This is a genomic window from Pandoraea sp. NPDC087047 (genome assembly GCF_044745225.1).
Taxonomy (GTDB): domain Bacteria; phylum Pseudomonadota; class Gammaproteobacteria; order Burkholderiales; family Burkholderiaceae; genus Pandoraea.
This window is the reverse complement of sequence record NZ_JBIUZU010000002.1, coordinates 19248-33610: the sequence shown is the minus strand read 5'-3', so window position 1 is coordinate 33610 and position 14363 is coordinate 19248. Positions and strand designations below refer to the sequence as shown.

General features: G+C 64.3%; 11 protein-coding genes. 8 read left to right on the top strand and 3 right to left on the bottom strand.

The features are described 5' to 3' along the window. Nucleotides 1-127: 127 nt before the first annotated feature. Together aceB and pip are read left to right on the top strand one after the other, a co-directional pair. Nucleotides 128-1726: a malate synthase A gene (gene aceB, locus ACIPHM_RS02775; protein ID WP_400324369.1), complete on the top strand. Its 1599-nt coding sequence runs from the start codon at nt 128-130 to the stop codon at nt 1724-1726. 424 nt (nt 1727-2150) lie between these two features. Next, on the top strand, nt 2151-3086 hold the full coding sequence (gene pip, locus ACIPHM_RS02770; RefSeq protein ID WP_400325290.1) for a prolyl aminopeptidase: 936 nt from the start codon (nt 2151-2153) through the stop codon (nt 3084-3086). A gap of 124 nt (nt 3087-3210) precedes the next feature. Here the strand turns inward: pip and ACIPHM_RS02765 are convergent, their stop codons facing one another. Continuing rightward, the gene (locus ACIPHM_RS02765) at nt 3211-5055 is read right to left on the bottom strand and encodes a DEAD/DEAH box helicase (RefSeq protein ID WP_400324367.1); all 1845 of its coding nucleotides are present in this window, start codon (nt 5053-5055) and stop codon (nt 3211-3213) included. Nucleotides 5056-5532: 477 nt separating this feature from the next. On the opposite strand from ACIPHM_RS02765, the gene tsaB reads away from it, so the two are divergent. The 4 genes from tsaB to ACIPHM_RS02745 are packed head-to-tail and all read left to right on the top strand — an operon-like array spanning nt 5533 to nt 9071. After that, nucleotides 5533-6330, top strand: a complete 798-nt coding sequence (tsaB, locus tag ACIPHM_RS02760) for a tRNA (adenosine(37)-N6)-threonylcarbamoyltransferase complex dimerization subunit type 1 TsaB (protein ID WP_400324365.1) — start codon at nt 5533-5535, stop codon at nt 6328-6330. Beyond that, entirely contained in the window at nt 6330-6809 is a 480-nt protein-coding gene (gene rimI, locus ACIPHM_RS02755) for a ribosomal protein S18-alanine N-acetyltransferase (RefSeq protein ID WP_400324363.1), read from the top strand. The genes tsaB and rimI overlap by 1 nt, the downstream gene beginning before the upstream one ends. Nucleotides 6810-6846: 37 nt before the next feature. After that, complete coding sequence (locus ACIPHM_RS02750) at nt 6847-7887, top strand: uracil-DNA glycosylase family protein (protein ID WP_400325288.1); 1041 nt, start codon at nt 6847-6849, stop codon at nt 7885-7887. Then, nucleotides 7848-9071: a DUF1853 family protein gene (locus tag ACIPHM_RS02745; RefSeq protein ID WP_400324361.1), complete on the top strand. Its 1224-nt coding sequence runs from the start codon at nt 7848-7850 to the stop codon at nt 9069-9071. The genes ACIPHM_RS02750 and ACIPHM_RS02745 overlap by 40 nt, the downstream gene beginning before the upstream one ends. A gap of 72 nt (nt 9072-9143) precedes the next feature. On the opposite strand, the gene thiD is transcribed toward ACIPHM_RS02745, so the two are convergent. Further along, nucleotides 9144-9977 carry a bifunctional hydroxymethylpyrimidine kinase/phosphomethylpyrimidine kinase gene (gene thiD / locus ACIPHM_RS02740; RefSeq protein WP_400324359.1) on the bottom strand — a complete coding sequence of 278 codons (834 nt, stop codon included), beginning with the start codon at nt 9975-9977 and terminating at the stop codon, nt 9144-9146. 1 nt (nt 9978) lies between these two features. After that, nucleotides 9979-11271 (bottom strand): lysophospholipid transporter LplT, encoded by a 1293-nt coding sequence (lplT, locus tag ACIPHM_RS02735; RefSeq protein WP_400324357.1) that lies wholly within the window; start codon nt 11269-11271, stop codon nt 9979-9981. A 337-nt stretch (nt 11272-11608) separates the two neighbouring features. Here lplT and alr point away from each other — a divergent pair, with 337 nt between their 5' ends. Continuing rightward, on the top strand, nt 11609-12679 hold the full coding sequence (gene alr, locus ACIPHM_RS02730) for an alanine racemase (protein ID WP_400324355.1): 1071 nt from the start codon (nt 11609-11611) through the stop codon (nt 12677-12679). A gap of 22 nt (nt 12680-12701) precedes the next feature. Beyond that, nucleotides 12702-14075: a DNA repair protein RadA gene (gene radA, locus ACIPHM_RS02725; protein WP_400324353.1), complete on the top strand. Its 1374-nt coding sequence runs from the start codon at nt 12702-12704 to the stop codon at nt 14073-14075. Nucleotides 14076-14363 lie beyond the last annotated feature (288 nt).

Genomic DNA, 14363 nt, shown 5'->3' with positions numbered 1-14363 from the left:
CGCAGTGCGCCGCATTGACGGGAGTGCGAGCCTGACACCCGGCGAGGTGATGGCCCCGCGCAAAGCCCCCTGATGCTCTTCCTTGCGGCGTACTCCCTTATATAAATCAAGCTGTTGGAGATCCCTGATGCCCCTGAGTCTGCCCCCCGGCATGCAACTGCATGTCGACGCCGCTACCGATATTCCCCCCGAGTACGAAGCCATCCTGACGCCGGAGGCGCTCGCCTTCGTCGCCAGGCTGCATCGTGCGTTCGAGCCGCGCCGTCAGACGCTGCTCGCCGAGCGTGCGGCACGCGCCGCACGACTCGACGCTGGCGACGTGCCCGACTTCCTGCCGGAAACGCAGGCGATTCGCGACGGCGACTGGCGTATTGCGCCCCTGCCGGCGGCGCTGCAATGCCGTCGCGTGGAAATCACGGGGCCGGTCGAGCGCAAGATGATCATCAACGCGCTGAACTCGGGCGCGGACAGCTACATGACCGATTTCGAGGACTCGAACACCCCGAACTGGCATAACCAGCTGCAAGGCCATATCAATGTGCGCGACGCTGTGCGCGGCACCATCGGCCTTGAGCAGAATGGCAAGCAGTACAAACTGAACGACAAGGTCGCCACGCTGATCGTGCGTCCGCGCGGCTGGCATCTCGACGAGAAGCACGTGAGTGTGGACGGCGTGCGCCTGTCGGGCAGCCTGTTCGACTTCGGTCTGCACTTCTTTCATAACGCGAAGGCGTCGCTCGAGCGCGGTTTCGGTCCTTATTACTATCTGCCGAAGCTGGAAAGCCATCTTGAAGCGCGTCTGTGGAACGACGTGTTCGTGCTCGCGCAGAATGCGTTGGGCGTGGCGCAGGGCACGATCAAGGCGACGGTGCTCGTTGAGACGATTCTCGCCGCCTTCGAAATGGACGAGATCCTGTACGAACTGCGTGAGCACAGCTCGGGCCTGAACGCCGGCCGCTGGGACTACATCTTCTCCTGCATCAAGAAGTTCAAGGTCGACGCCGACTTCTGTCTGGCCGATCGCAGCCGTATCAACATGACGGTGCCGTTCATGCGGGCGTACGCGCTGTTGCTGCTCAAGACGTGTCACCGTCGCAACGCCCCCGCCATTGGCGGCATGAGTGCGCTGATCCCGATCAAGGGCGATCCGGTGGCGAACGAGACGGCGATGGCCGGCATTCGCGGCGACAAGGCGCGCGACGCGACCGATGGCTACGACGGCGGCTGGGTCGCTCACCCGGGGCTCGTGCCTGTGGCGATGGAGGCGTTCGTGAAGGTGCTGGGCGATCGTCCGAACCAGATCGACAAGCAGCGCGACGATGTGAGCGTGAAGGGACGCGACCTGCTCGAGTTCAAGCCGGAAGCGCCGATCACCGAGGCGGGACTGCGCAACAACATCAACGTCGGCATTCACTATCTGGGCGCATGGCTGGCCGGTAACGGCTGCGTGCCGATTCACAACCTGATGGAAGATGCGGCCACCGCCGAGATTTCGCGCTCGCAGGTGTGGCAATGGATTCGCTCGCCGAAGGGCAAGCTCGACGATGGCCGCAAGGTCACGGCCGAACTGGTACGCGAACTGATTCCGCAGGAACTGGCCCATGTGAAGGCGCTCGTGGGGCAGGTCGCGCCGACGTATGATCGGGCCGCCGTGCTCTTCGAGCAGATGAGCACGAGCGAGGACTTCGTCGATTTCCTCACGCTGCCGTTGTACGAGGAGGTCTGACGTCTTCAGTGCAGTCGGGGGTCTGACAGGCGGCGACGCCGACGCCAGGCACAAGCCAGGCAGAAGCAACGCAATGGGACGATGGCGACATCGTCCCATTTTTGTTTGCGCCGGCTTTGTCTTGTTTGAGGCGCCGCGCTACACTGAACTTGCGCTATTGGTCTTCGTCCTAGTTGTCCACGTATCGAACGTCGACGGCGTGCTTGTCGTTGGTGCTCGCTGTGAGTGCCGGCGGTGAATGCCTGCCGTTAGTCCATTACGTTCGAATGTTTCACGCCCTGACCATTGTTCAGTGAGGATGTCGATGCCACCCGAATTCACCAGTGTTCCGGATATTGACGCCAAGGCTTACTGCAGCAAGCAGACCCGCGCGTCACGTGCTCGCGGCAAAGTCGTGGAAGACATTCCGAGCGTGCTGCGCGGCCTGTATCCGCCTATCGAGCCGTTCGATAGCGGTATGCTCGATGTCGGTGAAGGACACTCCATCTATTGGGAGCGGTGCGGCAATCCGAAAGGAAAACCCGCAGTGTTCCTGCATGGCGGCCCGGGTGGCGGCTGTTCGGCAGCGCATCGGCGCTTGTTCGATCCGGCCCGGTATTGCGTCACGCTATTCGATCAGCGCGGCTGCGGACGCTCGCTGCCGTATGCCAGTCTCGACGACAACACGACTGACCATTTGGTCAAAGACATCGAGGCCCTGCGCAAGAAATTCGGCTACGAACGCTGGCTCGTGCTTGGCGGTTCATGGGGTAGCACGCTGGCGCTGGCATATGCGCAGACGTACGTCGGCCGCGTGAGCGAGCTGGTCATGCGAGGCATTTTCACCGCGCGTCGCGAAGAGTTGCGTTGGTACTACCAGAAGGGGGCGTCGTGGCTGTTCCCGGATCGTTGGGAGAAGTTTCTCGAGCCGATTCCGCCCGAAGAGCGCGGCGATCTGATGCGTGCGTACCAGAAGCGGCTGACGGATCCCGACGAGGCGGTGCAAATCCAGGCGGCGTGCGCGTGGAGCATGTGGGAGGGCAGCACGATCACGCTGCTGCCGGACGAGCAACTGGCCGACGCGTTCGGCGATTCGCACTACGCGCTGGCATTCGCGCGTATCGAAAATCACTACTTCATGAACGACGGCTTTCTCAAGCCGAATCAGTTGATCGGCGGGGCGAGCAGTCTGTGCGGCATTCCCGGTGTGATCGTGCAGGGGCGCTATGACATTGCGACGCCGGCGCGCACCGCGTGGGAATTGCACAAGCAATGGCGCGAGGCCGATTTCTATTGGGCACCCGACGCGGGCCACGCCTTCAGCGAGCCCACCATCCTGCATTGGCTGATCGAGGCGACGGATCGGTTTGCGGCAGCGTAATCAAAAGCCCGCGCACTACCAAAAACCATGAAAAAACCCCGGTGTCGACGAACGTCGACATCCGGGGTTTTTGTCATCTCGTACAGTGCCGGCAGGTCACCGGCGCTGTCGACAATCTGCAGGCTCAGCCGCTACGACGCTTGCTGAAGCCACCGCCGCCATTGCGATTGCCGAAGCCGCGATCCTGACGCGGTGCGTCGAAGCTGCGGGTGCCGCGATCCTGACGGTAGCCACCGCCTTCGAACGAACGGCTGCCACGGTCCTGATCCTGACGGTTGCCGTCGAACGGACGCGGCGAGCGACGCTCGAAGCGGTCGGTCGAGCTGCCGTTCGAGAAGCCATTGCCACCATTGCCACCGGTATTGCCACCTTCGTTTTGCTGGTAGCCGCCCTGGAAGCCAGTGCTCTCGCGACGCTCGAACGTGCCGGCCGGCTTGTTGCCGCCGAAACGCTGGCCGCCTTGATAGCCGCCGCCGTTGCCGCCACCGTAACCGCCGCCATTGCCTTGACGCGGACCGTTGTTGCTCCAGCGGCCACCGCCGTTGCCCTGACCATGACGCGGACCGCCACGACCCTGACCCGGACGCTTGCCGCCTGCACCAGCCTTCGGCGGCGAGCGGCGCGGCTCGAAGCCGGCCACGACGTTTACCGGCAGCGGCTCACGCGTGTAACGTTCGATGCGGCGCACCGCACCGATTTCACCGTGGGCCGCCAGGCTCACGGCCACGCCACGACGACCGGCACGGCCCGTGCGGCCGATACGGTGGACGTAGTCTTCGGCGAACTTCGGCAGATCGTAGTTGAACACGTGCGTGATGCCCGGCACGTCAATGCCGCGTGCCGCCACGTCGGTTGCCACCAGCACGCGCACACGACGCTCGCGCAGAGCACGCAGCGTACGGTTACGCACGCCTTGCGGCATGTCGCCGTGCAGGGCGGCGCTGTCGAAGCCGGCTTGTTCGAGCTGGTCGGCCAGCAGGTCGGCGTCGCGCTTGGTCGACGTAAACACGATGGCCTGATCGAGCGCGTCGTTGCCGAGCAGGTGCGTGAGCAGGCGGTCCTTGTGGGCGCGGTCGTCCACGTAGTGAAGCGTTTGCTCGATGTTGGCGTTGGTGCGTTGTTCGCTACCGCGCGTGATCTCGATGGTTTCCGGATCGCGCAGCAGGCGGCGGGTGATTTCGCCCATGCGGCCGTCGATCGTTGCCGAGAACAGCAGCGTCTGACGCGATTCCGGCGTGGCGTCGACGATGCTCTGAATATCGTCGATGAAGCCCATGTCGAGCATGCGGTCGGCTTCGTCGAGCACAAGCATCATCAGTTGCGACAGGTCGATCTTGCCGCTGGAGATGTGGTCGAGCAGACGGCCCGGCGTTGCCACGATGATCTCGGGCTGCTTGGCCAGCATTTCGAGCTGACGCGGGTAGGGCATGCCGCCCAGAATGCTCACCGTGCGCAGACGGCGCAGTTGCTTGCCGTACGTGTCGGCTGCGGTCGAGACCTGTTGCGCCAGCTCACGCGTCGGCGTGAGCACGAGCAGCAGCGGCTGAGCGGCCACGCGACGCACACGCTGGCCCTTGCGGGGCTTTTCGCCCGGGGCGGCCGGCTGGTTGCGCGGATGCGCGGCCGGTGCGGTACGGTTGCTCAGTTCGCCGCTGGCTTGCATTTCGGCAAAGCGGTGGATGGCCGGCAGCATGAAAGCGGCCGTCTTGCCCGAGCCCGTCGGGCTCGAGACCAGCAGATCGCGACCGGCGAGCGCGGCGGGAATCGCACGCTGCTGCACAGGCGTCGGGCTGGTGTAGCCGGCGGTTGTGAGGGCCGAGAGAATGGCTTCGTTCAGGCCGAGTTCGGCGAACGTGGGCTTGCCCTCGTCTTCGTCAGCGGAGGCGACGACAACGTTGGCGTTTTCATTTTCTTCGGACGAAGGGAAATACGTCTGCGCGATGGCAGACAGCTTGGAATGCTGTTCCATGAATCCTCTTGCGGATTGTAAGGTTATGTCGGGGCGTTGGCGCCAATCGGCAAACCCAATTCGTCGCAAGCAGGAAGCAAATCGCGGATGGGGCAGAAAGCGGATCGAAATCCGTATCGTAAGCCAGGGGACGGTGGCGGGTCGTTCTTACGAACGCCAGTACCGGCAAGAACTACAGCGGCTTATCACAGGATTGGGGCAAAACGCGGTTTTTCGTCGCCACACGGGGTATCACATAAGGTCCCCGCGAAGCGAAGCGCGGATTATACCTCCATTTTCAGAAAAGTGCACGTTCGGATTTCCACGGAGGGATGGGGCCTTTGCCGAGCGCCTTGTTGGGCCCCTGATTCGGCCTGTGGCGGCGAGTGTTCGGGCGCAGCGCGTGCGGGGCTCGACGACCGCCCGTCGGGCGACGAATGGCCGGTGTTCGCGCGATCCCGCTAGATTGCCCGCCGCGCGCCCGATTACAATAGCGCCATGTCTTCGATTACGCTTCTCGCCCTCGATACCTCGACCGAGTTCTGTTCGGTCGCCGTGTATCGTCACGATCCTGTCAATGGTGCGCCGGCCCTGGTGGTCGAGCGTCATCTCGATACCGGTCCCGTCTCCAGTACCCATATCCTCCCCGCCGCCCGTGAGGTGTTGCGTGAGGCCGGCCTCACGCTGGCCGAATGCGACGCTATCGCCTTTGGCGCCGGGCCGGGCTCGTTTACCGGGTTGCGCACGGCGTGCGGTGTCGCGCAAGGTCTGGCCTTTGGTGCCGGACTGCCCGTGGTGCCGGTGGGTACGCTGCTCGCCTGTGCCGAAGCAGCACGCGCCATGCGTACCGGCACGCAGCGCGTACTCGTCGCGCTCGACGCCCGCATGAACGAGGCCTACTGGGCCGACTATGCCTGGGACGCCGCCGCCAGCGACTGGCGCGAAGTTCAGGCGCCTTCGCTCGACGCCGCAGAGCACGTGCGTGCGCCGGATGCCGATTTCGTCGTCGCCGGCAACGCCGTCACGGCCTTTGGCGAGCGTCTGCAGGCCAGTGTGTCGGCGCAGGCGGTGCTGGCCGACGCGATGCCGCGCGCGCGGTATGTGGCCGAGTTGGCCGCCCGTGCGTTCGCTCGCGGCGAAGCCATTCCCGCCGATCAGGCAATGCCGGTCTACATCCGTAACAAGGTGGCGCAGACGACTGCCGAGCGCGAAGCCATCAAGCAGGCTGCGGCGCAGGGCGCTTCGGTCACGCCTTCGCCAGTCCAGACGCAGGCCAACGGCAAGGAGACGCCCTGATGCGCCAGACCGGCCCGAACCATTATTCGCCGATGACGCTGGCCGATCTCGATGAGGTCATTGCGGTCGAAGTGCGCGCGTATCCCTTTCCGTGGACGCGTCAGAACTTCGCGGATTCGCTCGACGCGGGGCATCAGGGCGTGTGTCTGCGCGCCGTCGATGGCACATTGCTGGGCTATTTCCTGCTGATGCCGGTGGTTGACGAGGCGCATCTGCTCAACGTCTGCGTGATCCCCGAAATGCAGGGCAACGGCCTGGGTGTCCAGTTGCTGCAAGAAGTGGTGCGTGCTTCGCGTGAGCAGGGCATGGGCGGGGTGCTGTTGGAAGTGCGTCCGTCGAACGTGCGCGCGCTGCGCATTTATGAGCGTTTCGGCTTCGAGCAGATCGGCCGGCGCAAGGGATACTATCCGGCGAGCGGGCGGCGTGAAGACGCCATCGTGATGCGCCTGTCGTGGGAGAGCGATCGTGCCGTGGCCTAAAGCGATTCTGGAAGAGTTCGGGCTGTGGCCGGTGTGGATGTCGAACGACGCCGTGGCCAATGCCGCGAATATGGTGCAGGCAGCGGCATCCGCTGACGATGGCGACGTCGCCACCCTTGTCGAGCCTTCGGGCGCCCAGGGCGCCGCGCATGCCGAGGAACTGCCGCCATGGGATGTGACGCCATCCGCCGGGCTGGCAGCGGCCACACGCCCTGCGGCGCGCGCTTCGGCGTTCGACGATGCGCCTGCGACATCTGCCCGGTTCGCCGCCCCCGCGCAACGCGAAGCCCATCCGGCCCCCGCTGCCGCGACGCCCGCCACGCGCGACAGCAACCGTCGCGTATCGGACATGCCGCCCGACGACATTCCGATGTGGCTCGACAGCGAAGGCAATGGTGACGGCGATGCCGCCGCCGATGCCGCGCTGTGGTCGATCGTGCGCGATGCGGATCCGGCGCCGTCGCGCCCTGCGCTGCCGGGTGTCGAGACACTGGATTGGGATGCGCTGACGGAGCGCGTCGCCAATTGCCGCTTGTGCGGGCTGTGCGAGAAACGTACGCAAACCGTCTTCGGTGTCGGCGATCGCGAGGCGGATTGGCTGCTCGTGGGCGAAGCGCCGGGGCAGCAGGAGGATTTACAGGGCGAGCCGTTCGTCGGTCAGGCGGGCAAGTTGCTCGACAACATGCTGCGCGCTTCGGCGCTGGCCCGAGGTGAGAACGTGTATATCGCGAACGTGCTCAAGTGCCGTCCGCCCAACAACCGGGACCCGGAGGCGGACGAGGTGGCGAGTTGCGAGCCGTACCTCAAGCGTCAGGTCGCGTTGCTCAAGCCGCGCGTGATCGTGGTGATGGGGCGTTTCGCGGCACAGAGCATCTTGCGTACGCAGGCGAGCATCGCCAGCTTGCGCGGGCGTGTGCATGAGTACGAAGGGGTGCCGGTGATCGTGACGTACCATCCGGCATATCTGTTACGCAGTCTGCCCGACAAGGCCAAGGCCTGGACGGATTGGTGCCTGGCGCGGGCTACCTACGAGGCGGTGTGCGAAACGACTCCGGACAACAAGCCTACGGCGAACTGATCGAAACGTTGCGCGAGGCGCCGGTGCGCGACCTCGCGTGGTTACTGTTGTCCGCCGATTTGCTCAGTGCCGCGCGCTTTCCCGCGGCACTGGCGCACTTCGACGGTGTGCAGGCGGCGGCCGATGCCGCGTCGGTCCCTCCCGATACCTCAGCCATCATTGCTGCCTCTGCCTCTGCCCCTGCCTCTGCCGAGGTAACGCCGGGCATCGCGTCTGCGACGCTTCCCGGCGTCTCCGAACCCGTCATCCATTCCCGCATCCTCCACGACTGGCTGCTCGCCTGCGACGCCGATCCCGAGGCATTGCATGAGATGCTCGCGCGCGGCGAAAGCCACCGGTTGGGCCGCTACGCCGAGCAACTGCTGCATTTCGCGCTGCTGCACAGTCCGCGCTTCGATCTGCTCGCCGCAGGCCTGCAAGTGCGCGACGCGCGTCGTGGCAACATGACGTTGGGCGAGTGCGATTTCCTGCTGACGCGTCGCGCCGACCATCGTCTGCTGCATTGGGAGTTGGCGGTGAAGCTGTACCTGTTCGTGCCGCCCGAATCGTCTGATGCCACGCTCGATGAGCGCGCCCTCCAGTTTCATTGGCTCGGACCGAATCTTGCCGACAGTCTTGCCGACAAAGTCGCGCGGCTGCTCGGCCATCAACTGCGTCTGACGACGATCGATGCCGCGCGCATTGCGCTGCCCGCCGCCGGGCCCTGGTTGCCGCAGGTGTATCTCAAGGGGTGGTTATTCCATCCGCTGGGCCAGCGCGGACGGTTGCCGCAGGTGGCGTCCGACGCGCATGGCCGGGGCTGGTGGGCGACGCTCGACGCGTGGTGGGCGCATGCGCAATCCGCGCAGCAGGACCAGACGTGGGCAATGCTGCCGCGTGCCCGCTGGCTTGCTCCCGCGCGTGTCGACGATTCGGCGGTGTTTTCGCTTGACGCGATGCGCGCGCGCATCGAGACACACTGGCGCGAGCGGGGCGTGGCCGAGCCGTTGCTGATCGTGTCGTTGCGCCGACGTGCGGATGACGCGCATGGCGGCGACTGGTTCGAATGCGAGCGCGGATTTATCGTGCCGGATTTCTGGGCGCCACGCGCGCGGCATCGCATCGAAGAGTTGGGGGAGCGCGCCGAAGCTGCAGCGCGACGGGCGCTGGCGCAGACGGCGCACGACGGTGCGCCATCGATCTAGGCAGTGACGAGACGAGGCGGAGGTGACTGAGCGGCGGCGCAGTGAAATGCGCCGCGTCAGGACGTCGATGCGTCAGCCCTTGGGCCAGACCGCGTGGAAGTGATGCACCGGCCCGATCCCCTTGCCGACGCGAAGTTCGTCGCTGGCCGCGAGTGCGCCATTGAGATACGCCTTGGCGTCGCGCACGGTGTCCGACCAGTTGTCACGCCGCGGCCTCAACGCCGCTAGCGCAGCCGAGAGCGTGCAGCCCGTACCGTGCGTGTTATGGGCGGCGATGCGCGGCGCATTGAAGCGCTCGACACCTGTGGCGCTCACGAGCCAGTCCGGGCTCAGATCACCGGCCAGATGACCTCCCTTGACCAGCACATTGCGTGCGCCCAACGCCCGTAGTGCCTGCGCCTGGCGCTCCATCTCACCTTCGTCGGTCGCCGCGGCGACACCCAGCAACGCCGCCGCTTCGGGCAAGTTGGGCGTGATCAGATCGGCCAGCGGCAGCAGTTCGTCGCGCAATGCGGCGACGGCGTCCGGTTGCAGCAGCGCATGACCGCTCTTCGAAATCATGACCGTATCGAGCACGACGAAGCGCGGCTTGTACCGGCGCAATCCGGCAGCCACCGCAAGCACGACCTCGGCGTTCGCGAGCATGCCGAGCTTGACGGCGTCGACATCGAGATCCTGAAAGACGGCGTCCATCTGCGCCGTGACGAAGCTCGCCGGCGGCGTGTGAATGCCCGTCACGCCCTGCGTGTTCTGCGCGGTGAGTGCGGTGATCACGCTGGCACCGTAGGCGCCGAGTGCGGAGAAGGTCTTGAGATCGGCCTGGATGCCAGCGCCACCGCCGGAGTCCGAGCCGGCGATGGTGAGTGCGATGGGAATCATCGAGGGGGACGACTGACGCAAATTCATATCAATGCTTGATTTCGCCGATGAGCGCGACCGAATCGAATTCGCGCTGGTTGGCCTGATGGCGCTTCATCACGAGCCACATCGTGCCCGACACGAACACGCCGAACAGAATGATGACGACACCGACCGGCACGTTGAACCAGATCAGCAGTGCGTAGAGGCACAGCATGATGAGTACCGACAGATTCTCGTTGAAGTTCTGCACGGCGATCGAGTGACCGGCCGAGAGCAGTACGTGGCCACGGTGCTGGAGCAGGGCATTCATCGGGACCACGAAGAAACCCGCGAGCGCGCCGACGATGACGAGGAAGATGTACGAGACGATCAGATACAGCGGCACTTTCCACTGGGTGCCCCAGGGCAGCAGATCTTTGGAGAAGAAGGCCATGGCCATCACGGCAACGCCCATGGCGATGCCCACGGGCAGCACGCAGAGCGAGCGTTTTAGCGGAATGCGCGAGGCAGCCACGATGGCGCCGATGGCCACGCCGACGGCCGACACGGCCTGGAGAATGGCCCCTTCGGACAGCGTCATGCCGAGCGCCTTTTCGGCCCAGCGCAGCACGATGAATTGCAGCGTTGCGCCCGCACCCCAGAAGAGCGTGGTGACAGCGAGCGAGATCTGGCCCAGCTTGTCGCGCCAGAGCGTGACGAAGCAATCGGCGAAATCGGAAACGAGTTTGATCGGATTGCGTTCCTGACGCGCATAGCGTGCGCCCGTGTCGGGAATGCGCAGATTGAACAGCGCGGCAATCACGTAGATCCCCATGATGACGACCATCGAGGCCATCGCGGGCGAGTTGATCACTTCAGGCGTGTAATGCAAGACCCATGCCGAGATGTGCGGACTGATGAGTGCGCCACCCAGCACCGTACCGAGAATGATCGAACTGACGGTGAGTCCTTCGATCCAGCCATTCGCGGCGACGAGTTTCTCGGCGGGCAATAGCTCCGTGAGAATCCCGTACTTCGCGGGCGAGTACGCCGCCGCGCCGAAGCCCACCACACCGTATGCAATGAGCGGATGCGAGCCGAACAGCATCATCAGACAGCCTGCGACCTTGATCGAGTTGCTGATGAACATGACCTTGCCCTTGGGCATCGAGTCGGCGAACGCACCGACATAGGCGGCGAGAATGACGTACGAGAGAACGAAGAAGAGTTTGAGCAGCGGTGTCATCCACTGCGGGGAATGCAGATCTTTCAGGAGTGCGATTGCCGCAATCAGCAATGCATTGTCGGCCAGCGACGAAAAAAACTGCGCGGCCATGATGGTGTAAAAGCCTTTCTTCATCGGTACTTGAGTCGATCCCGTGCGGCGTAAAACTTGCGTGTCTCGGTTGTCGGAATCCGCGGTACCCGCGAGGGATATCCAGACGGGAAGAAACCGGGCTTAAACACAGGGGTATCTGCGCTCATCGGCCGTGCAAATGTCGCTAATCGACCGTATTTTCGGTCTTGATGCCCCCGTGTCGGGCGCCCGGTCGCCCTCGGTCTGAGACCGATATTGTTATCGGGAAAAAGATTTCGGCAAAACAAGTTGTGCGCACGGCTTTATAACACGAAAATATGCCGATGCGTTATGCCGCCGGCCTGTGCCGGCGAGCTTCTCCTCCGATTCGATTCCTGCTATGCCTCGTCCAATCAAAGCTTCGATTCATACCGCAGCACTCGCCCACAATCTCGATGTCGCGCGCCGCCGCGCGCCCAACGCTAAGGTCTGGGCCGTGATTAAGGCCAATGCCTACGGGCACGGCATCGAAAACGCGTACCCCGGTTTGCGCGATGCCGACGGCTTCGGCCTGCTCGACCTCGATGAAGCCGTGCGTGTGCGCGAACTCGGCTGGGCCGGTCCCATCCTGTTGCTCGAAGGCTTCTTCAAGCCGGAGGACCTCGCCATCGTCGACAAATACGGCCTCACGACCACCGTGCACAGCGATGACCAGCTGCGCATGCTGGAGACCACGCGTCTGACGAAGCCGCTCAATATTCAGCTCAAGATGAACTCGGGCATGAACCGCCTGGGCTTCGCCCCCGAGCGTTTTCGCACGGCATGGGAGCGCGCTCGCGCGATTGCCGGCGTGAGCCAGATTGTGCTGATGACTCATTTCTCCGATGCGGACGGCGAGCGCGGCATCCAGTATCAGATGGAGACGTTCGAGCGCGGTGCATCCGATGTGCCCGGCGAGCGCAGCCTCTGCAACTCCGCGGGCACGCTGTTCCATTCGGGCGCGCATGGCGCCTGGGTGCGTCCGGGCATCATGCTCTACGGTTCGTCGCCCAAGGGGCTCGAAGTCACCGCAGCGGAGCTCGACCTGCAACCCGCGATGACGCTCGAAGCCGAATTGATCGGCATTCAGGACGTGCCCGCAGGCGGCTCGGTTGGCTACGGCAGCACCTTTGTCACCGACACACCCATGCGCGTGGGCACCGTTGCTTGCGGTTATGCCGACGGCTATCCGCGCGTGGCGCCCTCGGGCACGCCGATTCTGGTCGACGGCGTGCGTACGCGCACGATCGGTCGCGTGTCGATGGATATGTTGTCCGTCGATCTCACGCCCGTGCCGCAAGCCCGTGTGGGGACGTCTGTCACGTTGTGGGGACGCGGTCTGTGCATCGACGAGGTCGCGGCATCGGCTGGCACGCTGGGCTATGAATTGATGTGTGCGTTGGCGCGTCGCGTGCCGGTTCACGCTATCTGAGCGTCACGACAGGATCGCCCTAATGGCTAAAGCCAAGACCGTCTATATCTGTACCGAGTGCGGTGGCCAGACGCCCAAATGGGCGGGCCAATGCCCGAACTGCAACGGCTGGAACACCCTTGTCGAGTCCGTGGCGGAAACCTCCACCGGGCATCGATATCAATCGCTCGCCAAGAGCACGCCAGTACGCAAGCTGGCGGAGATCGAGGCCTCCGACGTTCCGCGCTTTTCGAGTGGCGTGAGCGAATTCGACCGCGTGCTGGGCGGCGGTCTCGTCGCGGGCGGCGTGGTGCTCATCGGCGGCGACCCCGGCATCGGCAAATCGACACTGCTGCTGCAATCGCTCGCGCATCTGGCGCGTGAGCGTCGCGCGTTGTATGTGAGTGGCGAAGAGTCGGGTGCGCAGATTGCGTTGCGCGCGCAGCGGCTCGGCCTCGGCGCGGCGGGCGAAGGTGGGGGGGAGCTCGATCTGCTGGCGGAAATTCAGCTTGAGAAGATCCTCGGCACGATCGAGACGGAGAAGCCTGACGTCGTAGTCATCGACTCGATCCAGACGATCTATTCGGAGGCGCTGACCTCGGCGCCCGGTTCGGTGGCGCAGGTCCGCGAATGCGCGGCGCAACTCACGCGCAGCGCAAAACAAAGCGGCGTGACGGTCATCATGGTCGGTCACGTAACGAAAGAGGGCAGCCTTGCGGGGCCGCGTGTGCTCGAACACATCGTTGACACGGTGCTGTATTTCGAGGGCGATACGCACTCGTCGTACCGTCTGGTGCGTGCGTTCAAGAATCGCTTCGGCGCCGTGAACGAGTTGGGCGTGTTCGCGATGACGGAGAAGGGCCTGCGCGGCGTGGCCAATCCGTCGGCGCTGTTCCTCTCGCAACATGAACAGAGCGTGCCCGGCTCGTGCGTACTCGTGACGCAAGAGGGCACGCGACCGTTGCTCGTCGAGGTGCAGGCGCTGGTCGATACGGCGCAGGTGCCGAATCCGCGGCGTCTGGCGGTGGGGCTGGAGCAGAACCGGCTGGCGATGTTGCTGGCGGTGATGCATCGTCACGCAGGCATCGCCTGCTTCGATCAGGACGTCTTTTTGAATGCCGTGGGTGGCGTGAAGATCACGGAACCGGCGGCCGACCTGGCCGTGTTGCTCTCGATTCATTCGTCGCTGCGTAACAAGGCGCTGCCGCGCGGCATCGTGGCGTTCGGTGAGGTGGGGCTGGCGGGCGAGATCCGGCCGAGCCCGCGCGGACAGGATCGTCTCAAGGAAGCGGCCAAGCTCGGTTTCTCGATTGCGATCATTCCGAAGGCGAATGCGCCCAAGCAGCCTATCGACGGTCTTGAAGTGCACGCTGTCGACCGTTTGGAGCAGGCGATCTCGGTGGTGGCGGGGTTGTAGTTCGGCGCAAGCGGTTCGCGGCCGGTCGTCATTTGCGACCGCGACGCCGCGACCGCAATGCCATTCGATTCAGACAAAAATGCCGCTTCGGTGCAAATCGAAGCGGCATTTTTTTGCGAGGTTTCGCGGCGCTTTGCTGCGATTGCTCCCGTATCCGGTGGGTTGGAATGCGCGGCGTAACGGGCGTAACGGGCGTTAGGGGCGTTAGGGGCGTTAGGGGCGTAACGGTGCTTTTCGGTTTAGGCGTTTCGAAGCGGAGGGCGGCGAGGGTGACGCGAGCGCATGCGC

Coding starts and splice junctions, on each gene's coding strand:
- tsaB (WP_400324365.1), top strand. CDS start 5,533: ATGTCTTCGATTACGCTTCTCGCCCTCGATACCTCGACCGAGTTCTGT.
- ACIPHM_RS02765 (WP_400324367.1), bottom strand. CDS start 5,055: ATGGAACAGCATTCCAAGCTGTCTGCCATCGCGCAGACGTATTTCCCT.
- rimI (WP_400324363.1), top strand. CDS start 6,330: ATGCGCCAGACCGGCCCGAACCATTATTCGCCGATGACGCTGGCCGAT.
- lplT (WP_400324357.1), bottom strand. CDS start 11,271: ATGAAGAAAGGCTTTTACACCATCATGGCCGCGCAGTTTTTTTCGTCG.
- alr (WP_400324355.1), top strand. CDS start 11,609: ATGCCTCGTCCAATCAAAGCTTCGATTCATACCGCAGCACTCGCCCAC.
- aceB (WP_400324369.1), top strand. CDS start 128: ATGCCCCTGAGTCTGCCCCCCGGCATGCAACTGCATGTCGACGCCGCT.
- radA (WP_400324353.1), top strand. CDS start 12,702: ATGGCTAAAGCCAAGACCGTCTATATCTGTACCGAGTGCGGTGGCCAG.
- thiD (WP_400324359.1), bottom strand. CDS start 9,977: ATGAATTTGCGTCAGTCGTCCCCCTCGATGATTCCCATCGCACTCACC.
- ACIPHM_RS02750 (WP_400325288.1), top strand. CDS start 6,847: ATGTCGAACGACGCCGTGGCCAATGCCGCGAATATGGTGCAGGCAGCG.